The organism is Wolbachia endosymbiont of Ctenocephalides felis wCfeJ, from assembly GCF_012277315.1.
In the GTDB taxonomy this organism is placed as follows: domain Bacteria; phylum Pseudomonadota; class Alphaproteobacteria; order Rickettsiales; family Anaplasmataceae; genus Wolbachia.
Genome location: NZ_CP051157.1, coordinates 1010006 through 1024118 on the forward strand (window position 1 = coordinate 1010006; position 14113 = coordinate 1024118).

Here is a 14113-nt window from a genome sequence, read left to right on the forward strand (position 1 = left end):
GCTACCACTTTAGGCCCACAACTGCATGAACATTGAGCCTACCAGGATCCCAGTGCTTTAACCATGCTAAAGCACAACGTTTTCAACGAGACTACGTAAAGACAGCACCTGGAATCTAGAGAAAAAGAACCAGTTGACTTTTCTATACCACATTTTACCTTTAAAGTAGAAAATAGTTGACATATTAAACTTTATATGTAATAATTAAATAAATTTATTATTAAATTTAGGAGTAAAATATGTGGAAAAGCATAAAAAAATTTTCCAAGTGGATTGCTAACCACACAGGCATTTCATGGATTTTGAGAAATTTCCCATCAAGTCAGCGCTCTGACAACAAAGGGAGTCAAGCAAAAAGTACTAGTCAGCAAGTAAGTAGCCTCCCGGACCACAGAGTGAGTAATCTACTACAAGATCAAGATAAACCTGGTGTTTTTGATGTTATTAAAAAAGGTGATAGTAGAGATCTGGTGCTACACGTAGCGAAAAATAGTATATCAAAAATTCTTAGTGATATTGACCATAAAAATCTATCAGAATATCATGTATACATCGAGTGTAAAAAAGGTGTATTCAAAGTTATCCTGAAGGCAGGAATTTGTAACAGCAATGCATTTTATACAAGCTTTAATGTATGCTCAATAGCACCCTATGATCATCACATCTTATATAGTGAACTGAAAGATATGAGAAATGTGTTAGGTTTAAGCGAAGGTGGAAGTCCTGTTGTTATAACTCATATATCTAAAGATCCGATTACAGTTCCTAAGACTGTTGAAGATGGTAACACACCAAGTCCAGACATGACTAATTCTGAAACACTAGCTGTAAACGGTAACCAACACGTACATAGTGAATAATCTCTGTAAAATCCTTCAAAAAAGGAGCAGCTCTTTAGGTGCTCCTTTTTTCTTTCCTATTTGAACAAAAATTAGATAGCATTATGAGTAGGATTTTTTTTGTGTTCTGATGCTTTTCAACTCTATACTTCTTGGATTAAATTCTCTCTCTTTGCTGCTGTGCTGCTACATCAGCATAAAAAAAAATAAAAAACTAAGCGAGGAAAAAACAAGATCAGCAAATCTTGAAGTTAATTTATGTAAGTTAGAGAGTGAACTTCAAGAAACAAAACAGATCTTACTGAGCAAGGATGAAGAAATAGTAGATCTAAAAGTGAGAAACGCAGAACTTGAAGTAACTCTGCAAAAAGAACGTGAGGAAAAGACAAAGGAAATAGAGTTACTAACAAAAGCAGAGGAAAGACTCGTAAACACCTTTAAAGCGCTGTCCCTTGATGCTTTGCAGACAAACAACAATAATTTTCTAAACTTAGCAAAAGAAGTCATTGATAACAAATTAAAAGAAACAGAAAGTGATTTCAAAAAAAGACAAGTAACAATCAACGAAGTTGTAACCCCAATAAAAGAAAAATTAGAAAAATTCGATAATGAAATACGTGAGCTGGAAAAAAGGAGAGTAGGAGCTTATGAAGGTTTAAAAGAACAAATTGGAGCGTTAATGAACCAAACCTCCAGCCTTGCTAATGCTTTAAGAAAACCCCACGTTAGGGGAAAATGGGGTGAGATGCAGTTAAAAAGAGTAGTGGAAATGGCGGGGATGATTGAATATTGCGACTTTTTTACTCAGCCGTCAGTAGTTGATAAAAATGAGGATAATTTATTGCGCCCCGATCTGATAATTAAGATGCCATCTGGAAAGCAAATAATAATAGATGCTAAAGTGCCACTTGATTCTTATCTTGATGCTATGTCACAAAATGACTTGCAGATACAAAGAGAGAAATTAAAGAGTCATTCCTTGGCAATAAAAAAACACATAAATGATCTAGGCAGAAAAGAGTATTGGAATCAATTTGAAAATACACCAGAACTCGTGGTTCTTTTTCTCACAGGAGAAGGGGTATTTAGCGCAGCACTGGAGCACGAACCTGCATTGATAGAGATTGGAATAGAGAAAAAAGTGATTATTGCAACGCCAATCACTTTAATAGCACTCTTAAGGGCAATAGCATATGGGTGGAAACAAGAGATAATAGCCGAGAGTGCAAAAAAAATCAGTGAACTAGGCCACATTTTATATGAGCGCATTTGCACAATGGGCGAAAATTTTGATAATTTGCGTAAAAGCTTAAAAAGTGCTGTTGATCATTACAATAAAACTGCCGGCTCGCTCGAAGCAAGAGTGTTTCCTGCCGCTCGGGAGTTCAATAAGTTCGGTATACATACCAAAAACAAAGAATTAAGCATTGCAAAGGAACTAGAATCTTTACCACGTAGCTTACACGCCGAGGAGTTAAAAGTGGATTAAGCTTACACGCAAAAATCTACATAGATCGACCTTTATGTGGGTCTATGTTTCTGCTTTCTTCAACTTGTTTTGCAAAAGATGTTTCTTGTTTGTTCGTGTGCTGAAGTGGCTTAGCAATTTCACGGATAACCGCAGTAACTGCAGTTAAAAATGTTTTTAGCAGTGCACTCAGAGCTCCACCAACCGCTTCCCTGCCATATATACGAGCTTGCCTTTCATTACTGTCAGCAGTTTCCCCTGCCCTCCTCCTTGGATCCATTCTATGAGCAATAACTGAAAACAACACTCCCTTGATTGAGGACTTTATTCGTGCCTTCGCTTTGAGCACATCTTCGTCATGTGGTGTTGTTTCGTGTCTGTGACTTAAGTGCTTAGCGTTCATCATCTCCTTTTGTTGTTGAGCAAACATACTGCTTAACACTTCTTCCATTATTTGTTTTTTTCTCTTCTCTGCAACTCTTTTCATGGACTCTGATCTGTCGCGAGTGTGTTTTGTGGTTTCAAATTCTGCATCAATATCCTCGGATGCTGCCTGACTATATAAGGTCTCTATGAGCCTATCTATACTTCGTTTTACTTGCATAGTTCTTTCATAGCTATCTAGATTATCAATCTCTTCGTCGACTTGGTTTAAAATAGCCTCAAAAGCTTCTAAATAGTCTTGAACATACCGCTCTATCTTTTCCTGCTGCTCTTTTATCTGGTTTTCATTCTGCAAATTCCTCTCTCGTTTGTCATCGTTATTTTCTTCACTGCCATTTTCAAAAAGATAATCATCATTCATAATTTAGTTAAAATTCTACTATTGTACACGAAAAGATTAAATTAACATTAATGAAAGGTATTGACAACTTCTGCACTAGCTAAAACTACGGTAAAACTATCGAAAGCAGCAGGGTCGTAATACCTTTCATATAGTTCAACCGAACATTTAAGCCTTATCTTTTCCTTAGCATTAAAACTAACCTCATAATCGTTATTAGAGTTTAGTATAGCAGAATTACGTAATAATTCATCGGCAAGTACGGAATTTAAAATTCCATTAATTTTTATCGTGATGTGCCTGTTTCCAGCACAATCAAGCACTTTCCTCCAGCCAAAAGAAGAAATGTCTCTTACTTCTTCTTTGTTATTACGCAAAGTAAACCTTAAATTCCGTATATTATTCAGCACAACAAAATTATTGTCATGACCTTTAATTTTTAGCTGTAACTTGCTCATTATCGCCTCCTTTTATAAAAATATCAAAACCAATAATTGAATGTAAGATGTCGTTGTGCTGACCTATAGCACAACCACTTTCTAAAATGGTTTCACTATCAAAACTTTTAATGCTCTTAAGCACCAAGTCTGTACGCTCCATAGCAGCAAACATACTACCTATACTGTAAGTATATATATCGCACGCAAATCTTGCCTTTATAGCAAAGTTGGATAGCATATGCAAGTTGTTATAACTTACTATGCGCAATCTCAGGTAAGGAATAGAGACCTGCTTTGGTAGGTAATCATAAACATTAGTAACATACTTCCTCAGCCCAGAGTCTGCTTTTAGTGCTGCATAAATGCTATTGTATAGCTCACTTATAGTCTGAATTTTTTTCATAATCAATTCCCGTAAAGATAACATAGATAAGATTTACTGATGTCAAGCACGTGGCTGTATGAACATTATGATTTGAGTCCACCAGCAAGGTACCGTGTTAATACCGGATGTAATTCAAGAGTACGGTACAAGAAGACGTGAAACGGTTCTGAAGATGATGTTGTAGAAGTTTCTACTTATTGCTTGAACTTGTAACCTTGAACAATTTAATAGCGCTGGTATTCACAACCTCTCCACCGACACGCCTCGTGATAAAGAATCTAACATAAGGTTTATTCGTATAAGGGTCTCTCAGTATTCTCATCCCTCTACTATCTACGATTTTATAAGCTTGTTTAAAATCCGCTATTGCAATTACCGGCAGCTTGTTTGTTGCAGGTGGCATATCGGCAGATTGATATACTGGTATTCCCATTAAAGTATCTGGGGCTTCCAACGATAAACTTGGTTGCCAAAGATATTGACCTGTTTGAGATTTAAGCAGCCTAATATCTTTCAATGTACTTCTATTCATCAAAAACGATGCATTTTTGAAATAATATTCATCCAGAGAGTAATACAACATCATTACCGCATCACTATCAAGTTTATCAGCCTTAACTTGCTCTATTTTATTATAACTGTTTCCATCTTTATAAGCTAGAATTCCTTTGGGTTGAAAAGCGCCCTCACCTTTAATGAAGGCTTCGTTTTCTTCCTTACTAAAAGTCTCGGCAATCTTTTCCACTAGCCAGCTTTCAACATCGACAAACGCATCATCAAGCAGCTTTTGCGATATTTGAGGTTGAGCGTATAACTCATAAGTTGTGATGGAAATCTTTTGAATTTTAGGCGTATCTGTGTCTTTTGCAAAATCATACTTAGATTTACTGCCACCATCTTCATCATCTACTGTTTCACCACTCCAACCTGCACTAGCATAGTCACAGTCTTCTACAATATAGTCTAATGTTTCAGTAGAGATTCTTTGAGTGGAACATATTTGCCGCATTGGAGATGAATCAGTCACACGCTTGTTTATGCGTTTCACGATATGTGGAGTAACTAAATATCCCCCAATATCTCCATCATCTCCACTGAGAGCTTTTTGCGATAAACCTCTTTCTATTCCCTTGCGGACATAATCAGAAAAATATTTATCACTTGTGTTAAAATCTGTACTGATTTCTGGACGTTGAACAGCAGTTTCAATTAAATCTAAGCGTTCTTTACAATTATCAATATTACTATTTATCTTGCACATCTGCTCAATTGTCGCAGAATCAGCGCGCCCTTTGTTTTCAATTTCTTTGAGCCTGCGATCATTTATTGTTTTGAATTGCTCCCATGATGAAGCCAATTCATTAATACGACAAGTAATATCGGTGAGTGACATAGTAGCCCCCTTTGAAGATAAAATAAAATGAAAATAAGATAAACACCTACCAGTGTTTCCCACAACTGATTGCATTTATTTGCGTGGTAAGCCGAGTAGCTGGCACCTCTCTTAATAGAAACTACCCTTACACTACAATTACCTATGTATTGAAAACATAAATCAAAAAAAACATGTGGTGCTACCTAAATAACACCACACGTTTAATTTGATATTTACACTTAACTTAGTTAAGTGAGGAGAAATATGAAAGATAATGTTACTCTATAACATTTATTTTTTCATGTCAAGCATTTTTTTGAAATTTTTTTAAATTTTTTTTTAGCCGAATTAAATAAGTGATTTTAATATTAATTCTGCACTATTTGCAGGACTGCTATTTTTTGTAATAGGTCTACCGATCACGATATAATCGGCTCCTGAATTCACCGCTTCTTTTGGCGTTGCCGTTCTTTTTTGGTCATCATGGCTGGGGCCCACACGAATTCCCGGAGTAATAATCTTAAAATCCTTACCACACTCTTTACGCACTTCCTGAGCTTCTAATGCAGAGCAAACTATTCCATGCATTCCAACTTTTTCTGCAAGCTTTGCCAGCAAAATTACCTGTGATTTTGTTTCTCTTGTCATTCCAAGCTCGCCTAGATCTTCATCGCTCATACTAGTTAGCACAGTTACCCCTATCAGTTTCATTTTTGTATTTTTCACCACACTTAGAGCTTCCTTTAGCATTCTTGTGCCACCGCTGATATGCAGTGTTAGTATTTCAACACCTAAAGCCTTTATTGCTTCAACCGTTTTAGCTACAGTGTTTGGAATATCATGCAATTTCAGGTCTAAGAAAATTGGTATATTGCATTTTGCAATTTCTCTTACCCCAGAAGGACCATGAGCAGCAAAAAACTCTAACCCCAGCTTTATCATTCCAACTTTGTCACGCAGGGCATTAGCCAAAGATATGGCTTCATTCAAATCCTGCGTGTCCAGTGCACATACTATTGGGTTCATTGTATACCTTTACGTTCTTGATTGTTGTCAAGACATTTTACTCGAGTATTGCGAAACTGGCTGCTTGGGGTAGAATACATATTACTATATCCAGAACCTTCTACATACAAAGTGTCATTTGGCAGACATTGCGCAACTTTTTCTGCCAATACAAACCCTATTTTTTGAATTATTTCTAATATCACTTTTTTATCATTATCTACAATCTCTTTACTGCCTCTCACCGATTCCTCTATGTTATTTATCACATATTCTATCGTTTCTTGCATCAAATGCATTTCTTCTTTTTTCCTTTTTAGCAAAGCTTCCTTACATTGTTCCTTTTCAAGAGAGTTACTCAAAAGCAGGTTTTTCAATTCTTTTACCTTATCATCATAACGTTTATTTATCTCGTCTAACTCTTTAGACTGCTGATTAAAAAGATCATCTGCATCTCTTAACTTTTTAGACAGACCTCTATTTTGCTCTATGAGCTTTGCAACCTCACGTTTTTTTTCATCTAATTCTACTCGCAATTTTTCTTCTTTCTTATCTGACTCTCTATTTTTTGGTTCTTCATATTTAATATTGCTCATTTTCTTCTCTGATTCCACTATACATCCATTTTTTTTAACAGGTTTACTTTTTAGTATAGGCAGACTGCCTTTCACTAGTCTAAAACAACCTAACCTCTTTGGTCGGTTATGATGTAACTCTTTTTTTTGCTGTTCGTGACCTAATTCATTTGTTAATTTCTCTATCATTTTATGTAATTCACCTATATAGTTTATTCTAGCTTCCAACCTTTTCTCTAAGAGTTCTTTTTCTTGAGAAAGGACATCCTTTTGAGCTTCTAACTCATTTAATTTCAAATCTAACCTTTGTGCTTTCTTATCTAAATCTTCCTTTTCTTGCGTTAATTTATGTACCTGACTATTTAATTTCTCCACTTGTTTATTTGTAGATTCTCCCACTCCTTTTGCTAAAGTTATTTTATTTTCCAACTCTTGCTCTTTTTTTGTAGGTTTATCTTTATCATTCTCTATTTTTTTGTTATTTTTAATCATTTTATACGAAAGTGCAACCACTAAAACAGATAACGTAGTCAAAGTGAGAATTAGAAGGAGAGGCACATTAGAAGTTACCGCAAGCACTAAAGATGAAACTAATGTAAGAGTAGCTAAAGAACTAGCTATAAGATAAGGTGCATTGGCTTTTTTAAACAAGTTACTCATTATTTTTACCATAAAGACAGTTAATAATGTCGTATACTCGTTAAAATTCTCTTGTCTATGAAGAAAAATTATTTTTTATAGCTCTGCACTGACAAAAAATTTCCCATTTTCAGATTCAAGTCCTGATTGTAAATCCTCACTCCACTTTATTACTTCAGCATTGCAAACCGTTTGTAGATCGTTCTGCGCAGATTGGTCCAGCTTACTCTCTTGCAGGTTTGCTTTTATCGTCAATTTTTTTATCAAATGTTTTACTGATACATTATTATCTGCCTTTACTTTCCTCACGAGGTTTAATATCTGCACGAGGTTGTCTCCCATTTCTTCAGAATGCTTATCATAGATAAGTTCTTCCTTACTTGGCCAATTACTTTTATTATGTACGGAGTTATAACTATACAACTGATGGTATATCTCTTCCGTAATATATGGCAAAAAAGGTGCAAATAATCGCAAAATAATATTTAATACATATGCCAAACTCTGTTTTGCACTCAAGCTTGCTTCACTATTTATTCCATCGCCATATGCACGTTTTTTTGCGAGCTCCAAGTAATTATCACAAAAATCCTTCCAGAAAAATTCCTCTGCTGCACCCAAAGCTTCGCAATACTCAAACTGTAATAGGCTGTTTGTTGCTTTTTCTATAACTTTGTACAACTTAGACAATATCCATTTATCCATCGTCTCACTGACGGAATTTATGCTTAAAGTTTGATGCTTTTCTATAAACATGGAGACAAACTTGCTGGCATTCCAAAGTTTTGTAACGAGGCGCTTGCCAATTCTGAATATATTCTCAGAGTAGACTGTATCAACTCCAAGCTTTGAATTTGCTGCCCAATAGCGCACTACATCAGCTCCATAGGTATCAAGCATTACATGAGGAGTGATGACGTTACCTTTTGATTTACTCATCTTTTTTTTATCGTCAGCCAAACACCAACCGCTGATCATAATATTTTTCCACGGTAGTGAATTTGCATGATAATGTGCCTTTAAAATCGTATAAAATGCCCAAGTTCTTATTATCTCATGGCTTTGGCTGCGCAGGTCTGCAGGAAATATCTTGTCATAGCGATGACCTGGCAAACAAAATTCACCGCTTACTGCCAGTGCATTTAATTGAGGAGTGATCGCACTTGTAGCCCAAGTATCCATCACATCTTGATCTGGAGTAACCTCTTCTTTGCGATACCCTTTTGGCAAGTCTTTGAGCGGATCCACAGGAAGGTCCTTTACTTCAGGTAGGATGATTTTGCCCTCCTCTCCTTTGCGTTTTGAATACCACGCCGGAAATGGCACACCAAAATAGCGCTGTCTTGAAATGCACCAGTCCCAATTTAGCCCTTCTATCCACACTTCCATACGTTTACGCATGTTGTTTGGATGCCAATTGCACTCTTTTACTTTATCTAATACTTGAACTTTTTGATCTAAGGTCTTGATAAACCATTGATAAGTAGGTAATATTTCAAGCGGTGCACCAGATCTTTCTGCACACTTAACAGAATGAGAGATGTTAGTGCTCTCTATCAAAAGTCCTCTTTCAGTTAGGATTTCGATCATCCTCTTTCTTGCTTCTTTAACCTTTAAGCCACTTATTTCATTTAGTATATCGCCTGTCATCTGAGTAGCTGACACTGGGATCCATTCTTCCTTTTTCTGACCACGCACTGGAATGACATCACGCAGGTTCATTCTTCCATCCTGATCGATGACAATTTTCATCGGCAAGTTGTGTTTTTGTTGCCAATATATGTCGAGTTCGTCACCAAATGTACAGCACATAACAAGCCCGGTGCCTTTATCTATTTTTACCTTATCATCAGCTATAATTGGAACTTTTTCCTCTGTTATTGCTACTGTAGCTGTTTTTCCAATCAAGTGAGTGTAGCGCGCATCTTCTGGATGGCAGAAAACTGCAACACATGCTGGAAGGAGCTCAGGACGTGTAGTTGCAATTTTGATCTGCTCGTTTTCCTCGGTGGAAAAAACTATCGTATTTAAAGATGATTCAAAAACTTTATCTTCTATTTCTGCTTGCGCAATTGCAGTTTTGTCAACCGGATCCCAAAGGATAGGTTGCATTTTCCTGTATGCATACCCCTTATTATATAGATCGATAAACGACATTTGAGAAAGCGTCACAGTTTCTTTGCTGATTGTGTGATACTCCAAACTCCAATCGTAGCTGATACCGACTGATTTAAATAATTCCTTGAATTCTTGCTTTGACTTTTCAATAACTTCATGACACATCTCTACAAACTTCTCTCTGCCAACCTCTTTTGCACGGGTTTTATAGGTTTGTTCAACCAATCTTTCGGTAGGAAGTCCATTATCGTCAAATCCAATTGGATAAAATATATCTTTCCCGAGCATGCGCTGAAACCTTGCAATAAAATCCGTGTGGCAATAACTAAATATATGGCCGATATGCAATTTCCCCGATATCGTCGGCGGAGGTGTGTCTATAGTGAAAGTATTATCCTTTTCACCATTCCATTGATAAACTTTGCTGTTTTCCCACAATATGTTATATTTGTCTTCAACTTCTTTAAAGCTGTACTTTTCTTCTAACATGATGTTTCTCAATCTTAAGCTCTAAGTTAACACAATTAAGCAGCTACGGCAATTTTAATGTGCTCTATTGCTGTTTCACCTGCCTACTTAGTAATTTCGTTTACAAATGTGCTACCACAAATTTTTGTGTCAAAAAAATACTACTTGACTTTAGATTATGAAGGCATTATGTAATACATTTAAATTTGAGGTTTGTTATGCTTAACGGAACACTAAAGGGTACTCTATCGCTTGTTAGCGACAATCAGATAAAGATCCATACAAACGATCCAAAACTTGAAGAATATACAATACCATCAAGCGATCAAAAGAGTAACTATACGTATTGTATGCTAGACAATACGTTGCTACGTATTTATATAGGCAGTAATCAGGAAAACATCGCTTATCAAGTGGTAACATCAGTTAGTACCCTCAATGGCGATAATAATTGGGAAAAAGCAACAGAAGTAGAAGAAGTAAAAAAACTGTTGGGTCTTAGCGAGACAACAAATAAGCGAGAAATAGAAATATTTAAGCACTTTGGACCCGTGCTTCAGAAGCTAGCAAGACAATTAGAAACTGCAAAGCAACAAGCTGAGGATAAACAGCAAGAATTGCAAGTTAAGTTACAAGAGCAAAACAATAAAATACAAGAACTAAATACTCAAACTGAGGAGTTAAAGAAGCAGTTAAAAGCTAAAGATACGGAAATAGCAGAACTAATACAGCAACTATTAAATGCTGATGTTACAAAATTACAGGCAGATCTGGAAGCTAAAAATCAGGAAATAGCACAACTACAACAGCAGCCATCAAATGCTAAAGTTCAGGAGTTAGAGAAAAAATTGGCAGCTAAAAACACTGAAGTTCAGCAGTTACAGAAGAAAAATAAAGAACTAGAAGCTAAAAAACAATCAACTGAACAATCAAAAGCTCCAGTGTACACTGCTACCGTTGGTGTTGGTCTTGCTGCTGGGTTGTTACTTGCTGCTGTGCTTGGGCATACAACCAAATTACCTATGTTAGCAATAGTTGGTGTAGCCGCAGCATCTGTGTTGGTAGCTGGTGGTATTACATAGTTATGCACTCAAACCTAGTACTAAAGTGGATGAAACACAAGAACCGAAACAGACAACTGTAATACGGTTGTAGCAAAGCTGGAGGTTGAAAAAAAGGATGGATCCCAGTTATCCGCTACTCGGATGACACCATAAACCCTGTCATTCCAGCGCGTAACGCTGGAATCCAGTGAAAAAAAGAATGGATCCCAGTGTCGGAGCACTGGGATGACATTATTAAACTACAGGGATGACATTCACAACCCTGTTATTCCGACATGTGACACTGCTCCACTCTCTGAAGGTGTCATTCCAGTGCTTGACACTGGAATCCAGTGAAAAAAAGAATGGGTCCCAGGATCCGGTTACAATGTTGAACAAAATATCTTGGAGTTTAAGAGAACAATTCCTAGAAAATTTCTGTATCCCAAAAGAGGCAAATCGTGTTAGTGCTGTTTGAGTAAGCTAACCATTTTACAGCGAAAGAACAGCAAAATACCTTTGACTAAAAAAGCACACCAAACTTATGGGGTAGGCAGCTAATCCTGTTGCCATTTCCTCAATTAACAAATTTTAACATAAAAGGAGAAGATATAATGAAAATGCCAAAAAGAATAAGGAAAGCTATTGTCAAAAAATTAAGAAATTTGAAGAATATCGCTGCTGCAAAAGAAACTGCTACACAAGGATCAAGTGTTTCTAATGGTAGGGAATTTTTAGAAGAATCCGAAAAACCTTTAGGAGATGTTCTTAACGCAGAACTAACCATGGAACAACAAACCCTTTCCCCTGATGCTACAACAGATGCTGCTGTTAATATTGAAACCAACATAGTTGAATCATGCGAAAATAGTGATATAACAACAATAGAAGACCAAGCCACTTTACTCACTGCTCCTGTAGATAAAACACCAAACGCCTCTGACAACCTCTCTTTAGCTGAAACAAAGCCATGTTTTGATAATAGTACTACTAACGAACAAGAAAAATCATTACCAAAAGCAACTCAACAAAAGCGAGCAATCGTAGCTGGTTTAGTTGGTGTGGTGTTACTAGCGAATAGTCTTACATTGTATATCCTGAAAATGCACGTTATAGCAGTAGTTGGCGGGATTGTTGGGCTGGTTTGTATGTGTTTTGCACTGTACAATACTTTAAAGCCTAATACCAAATTCGAAAAAGTTGAAAGTGTGCAGCAGCCTATTATCAAAATAGACTTTTTACATAATCCGGGCAATGCATAGGACTGTTGCTTATTTTTTACCAGAGAAAAAGTCAAGGATGTTTTTTACAGAGAAGTATCACTCGGAATGGTGTGAAGGATCATATCGTTTATTTTGTTAGGTAAAACTCATTATCTGCGTCTGTTATCTTATATTCTTTATCAATTTCAGCAGGATCATAAATTTGATATTCACTTCCTGTATGGTAGTTACAATGCATAAACATGTCATCTTGATTAAAATAGCCAAATTCATCGATTAATGTGGCCATTTGTCTGCCTTTCCCAGCAGGTGTTAATTCGAACACAGCAGCCGCATATTTCTCTGAATCTGAACCTAGTTCAAGAGAACCTTCTGCAATAAAGAATGATGGTCGATGGCTAAGTAGTTCCCCAAGACTGGGATTGTATTCTTTTTTTGTGCAACTTAAGCTTATGAATTTATATTCATCTGAAATGCTTGAGTACTGGGGATCATATTTTTTATACTCAAAGAATTCATTACCAAGAACATTACAAAAAGTTAGTTTGTAATCATTATCGCCAAATTTGATAACTTTTAAATAATGGAAATCGCTGGGAATGACCACTGTCTCTTGCGTAACATGATTGCGTATGACTAATTGATCATCAAGCATGTAGTAACCTATTTTTGGTAGAGTGGCTATTACTTCATCATTCAAGGCGATATTTGCTTTATAAGTATTACCCTGTAATTCTTCTCCCTTTTGCAAAGCAAATTTCGGCTCTAAGCTATCTATTATTGTTGATATATCACTTATTTCTAACACATCACATGGATTTTTTGTGTATTGATACTGATAGCAGATGTCTTCTTGAAGGCATTTTCCATCTTTATCTGACATATAGATGCTATCACCTTCTATTGTAAAGTAAAGTGCACCTTTCTTGCTCTTGATATGTTGTAGTACTGGGTCATTTTCATCATTAAAATTGATGAAGTTTAGTACTCCAAAGTTTCTATCTTTAATATTGTCGTAGAATCTGATACAATAATTTACCTTATCTCCTGGCAAACTTTCGAATATTCCAACTACAGTATGCATTGTTCCTTGCGTTTGGAGCTTGCTTATAGTGTCATTCCTGTTTCTGTCTATAATAGCTTCTTGCTCCATAATATAATCCTTCTCTCCTCCATCCTTTTCTTTAACCTTTAAAACTATTTGATTATTTTCCCACTTTAATTTCATACTGTGAAAATCTCTCACTTTACTCGTACCGTTATGTGAATAGAGAGTATATCCATCGTCATCACTACTTAGTTTGAAATATTGAGTAGGAAGCTTAAGCAGCTTTTTATGAAGCAGATTTTTGTTATCTATTTTAAACGTATATTTTTCCATACTATTACCTTCAACAACCTTATAGCTATTGTTACCAGTGGTCACTCTACACAGATTAACATGAAATTTCTCCTAAATGTTAATGTTAAACTTCGAATTTTTTACGATGAAGGTGGTTTTTATGCTACCAAATTCGCAAGGTTCATTTCCTGGTATTTTTAGGCACATTACAGCGGTAGTTGTAAAAAGATGATTAAAAGCATATAAAAAGCCTCAAATGCGATTGTAGGATCGTCTATGCGAGACATTTTTTTAGTTACATTCATAAAGTTTAAAAAAATAAGATTTATTAGCATAATACACGCATATTGGAAAAGTTCAAATTTAATAATCAACCCATATATACTACGGATATGGGAGCTACATACTT

At 36.0% G+C, this 14113-nt stretch carries 12 protein-coding genes; 4 read left to right on the forward strand and 8 right to left on the reverse strand.

All coding sequences use genetic code 11. The features are described from left to right. Positions 1-239 precede the first annotated feature (239 nt). Both HF196_RS04830 and rmuC read left to right on the forward strand, forming a co-directional pair. A complete protein-coding gene (locus HF196_RS04830) occupies positions 240-860 on the forward strand; it encodes a hypothetical protein (protein ID WP_168456052.1) in 621 nt (206 codons plus the stop codon). Positions 861-969: 109 nt separating this feature from the next. Continuing rightward, positions 970-2328, forward strand: a complete 1359-nt coding sequence (gene rmuC / locus HF196_RS04835; RefSeq protein ID WP_168456053.1) for a DNA recombination protein RmuC — start codon at positions 970-972, stop codon at positions 2326-2328. A 16-nt stretch (positions 2329-2344) separates the two neighbouring features. Here rmuC and HF196_RS04840 read toward each other — a convergent pair whose 3' ends face one another. From HF196_RS04840 to HF196_RS04870, 7 genes are all read right to left on the reverse strand, one after another. After that, a complete protein-coding gene (locus HF196_RS04840) occupies positions 2345-3112 on the reverse strand; it encodes a hypothetical protein (RefSeq protein ID WP_168456054.1) in 768 nt (255 codons plus the stop codon). A 47-nt stretch (positions 3113-3159) separates the two neighbouring features. Then, positions 3160-3549: a phage tail tube protein gene (locus HF196_RS04845; protein WP_168456055.1), complete on the reverse strand. Its 390-nt coding sequence runs from the start codon at positions 3547-3549 to the stop codon at positions 3160-3162. Next, on the reverse strand, positions 3524-3934 hold the full coding sequence (locus HF196_RS04850) for a DUF3168 domain-containing protein (protein WP_168456056.1): 411 nt from the start codon (positions 3932-3934) through the stop codon (positions 3524-3526). The genes HF196_RS04845 and HF196_RS04850 overlap by 26 nt, the downstream gene beginning before the upstream one ends. A 172-nt stretch (positions 3935-4106) precedes the next feature. Next, positions 4107-5309: a phage major capsid protein gene (locus HF196_RS04855; protein ID WP_168456057.1), complete on the reverse strand. Its 1203-nt coding sequence runs from the start codon at positions 5307-5309 to the stop codon at positions 4107-4109. 330 nt (positions 5310-5639) lie between these two features. Then, positions 5640-6317, reverse strand: coding sequence for an orotidine-5'-phosphate decarboxylase (pyrF, locus tag HF196_RS04860; RefSeq protein WP_168456058.1), 678 nt, complete (start codon positions 6315-6317; stop codon positions 5640-5642). Next, the gene (locus HF196_RS04865) at positions 6314-7543 is read right to left on the reverse strand and encodes a coiled-coil domain-containing protein (protein WP_168456059.1); all 1230 of its coding nucleotides are present in this window, start codon (positions 7541-7543) and stop codon (positions 6314-6316) included. Before HF196_RS04865 ends, pyrF begins: the two co-directional genes overlap by 4 nt. 63 nt (positions 7544-7606) lie before the next feature. Continuing rightward, entirely contained in the window at positions 7607-10117 is a 2511-nt protein-coding gene (locus HF196_RS04870) for a valine--tRNA ligase (RefSeq protein ID WP_168456060.1), read from the reverse strand. Positions 10118-10314: 197 nt separating this feature from the next. Here HF196_RS04870 and HF196_RS04875 point away from each other — a divergent pair, with 197 nt between their 5' ends. Both HF196_RS04875 and HF196_RS05940 read left to right on the forward strand, forming a co-directional pair. After that, positions 10315-11178, forward strand: a complete 864-nt coding sequence (locus HF196_RS04875; RefSeq protein ID WP_168456061.1) for a hypothetical protein — start codon at positions 10315-10317, stop codon at positions 11176-11178. Positions 11179-11759: 581 nt separating this feature from the next. Further along, complete coding sequence (locus HF196_RS05940; RefSeq protein ID WP_168455264.1) at positions 11760-12401, forward strand: hypothetical protein; 642 nt, start codon at positions 11760-11762, stop codon at positions 12399-12401. Between the two features lie 88 nt (positions 12402-12489). On the opposite strand, the gene HF196_RS04885 is transcribed toward HF196_RS05940, so the two are convergent. Beyond that, on the reverse strand, positions 12490-13743 hold the full coding sequence (locus HF196_RS04885; RefSeq protein ID WP_246198542.1) for a hypothetical protein: 1254 nt from the start codon (positions 13741-13743) through the stop codon (positions 12490-12492). Positions 13744-14113 lie beyond the last annotated feature (370 nt).

Bases quoted from the DNA above. Each gene is read 5' to 3' on its own strand.
- rmuC (WP_168456053.1), top strand. From the start codon at position 970: ATGCTTTTCAACTCTATACTTCTTGGATTAAATTCTCTCTCTTTGCTG.
- HF196_RS04875 (WP_168456061.1), top strand. From the start codon at position 10,315: ATGCTTAACGGAACACTAAAGGGTACTCTATCGCTTGTTAGCGACAAT.
- HF196_RS04850 (WP_168456056.1), bottom strand. From the start codon at position 3,934: ATGAAAAAAATTCAGACTATAAGTGAGCTATACAATAGCATTTATGCA.
- HF196_RS04885 (WP_246198542.1), bottom strand. From the start codon at position 13,743: ATGGAAAAATATACGTTTAAAATAGATAACAAAAATCTGCTTCATAAA.
- HF196_RS05940 (WP_168455264.1), top strand. From the start codon at position 11,760: ATGCCAAAAAGAATAAGGAAAGCTATTGTCAAAAAATTAAGAAATTTG.
- HF196_RS04830 (WP_168456052.1), top strand. From the start codon at position 240: ATGTGGAAAAGCATAAAAAAATTTTCCAAGTGGATTGCTAACCACACA.
- pyrF (WP_168456058.1), bottom strand. From the start codon at position 6,317: ATGAACCCAATAGTATGTGCACTGGACACGCAGGATTTGAATGAAGCC.
- HF196_RS04870 (WP_168456060.1), bottom strand. From the start codon at position 10,117: ATGTTAGAAGAAAAGTACAGCTTTAAAGAAGTTGAAGACAAATATAAC.
- HF196_RS04845 (WP_168456055.1), bottom strand. From the start codon at position 3,549: ATGAGCAAGTTACAGCTAAAAATTAAAGGTCATGACAATAATTTTGTT.
- HF196_RS04840 (WP_168456054.1), bottom strand. From the start codon at position 3,112: ATGAATGATGATTATCTTTTTGAAAATGGCAGTGAAGAAAATAACGAT.
- HF196_RS04855 (WP_168456057.1), bottom strand. From the start codon at position 5,309: ATGTCACTCACCGATATTACTTGTCGTATTAATGAATTGGCTTCATCA.
- HF196_RS04865 (WP_168456059.1), bottom strand. From the start codon at position 7,543: ATGGTAAAAATAATGAGTAACTTGTTTAAAAAAGCCAATGCACCTTAT.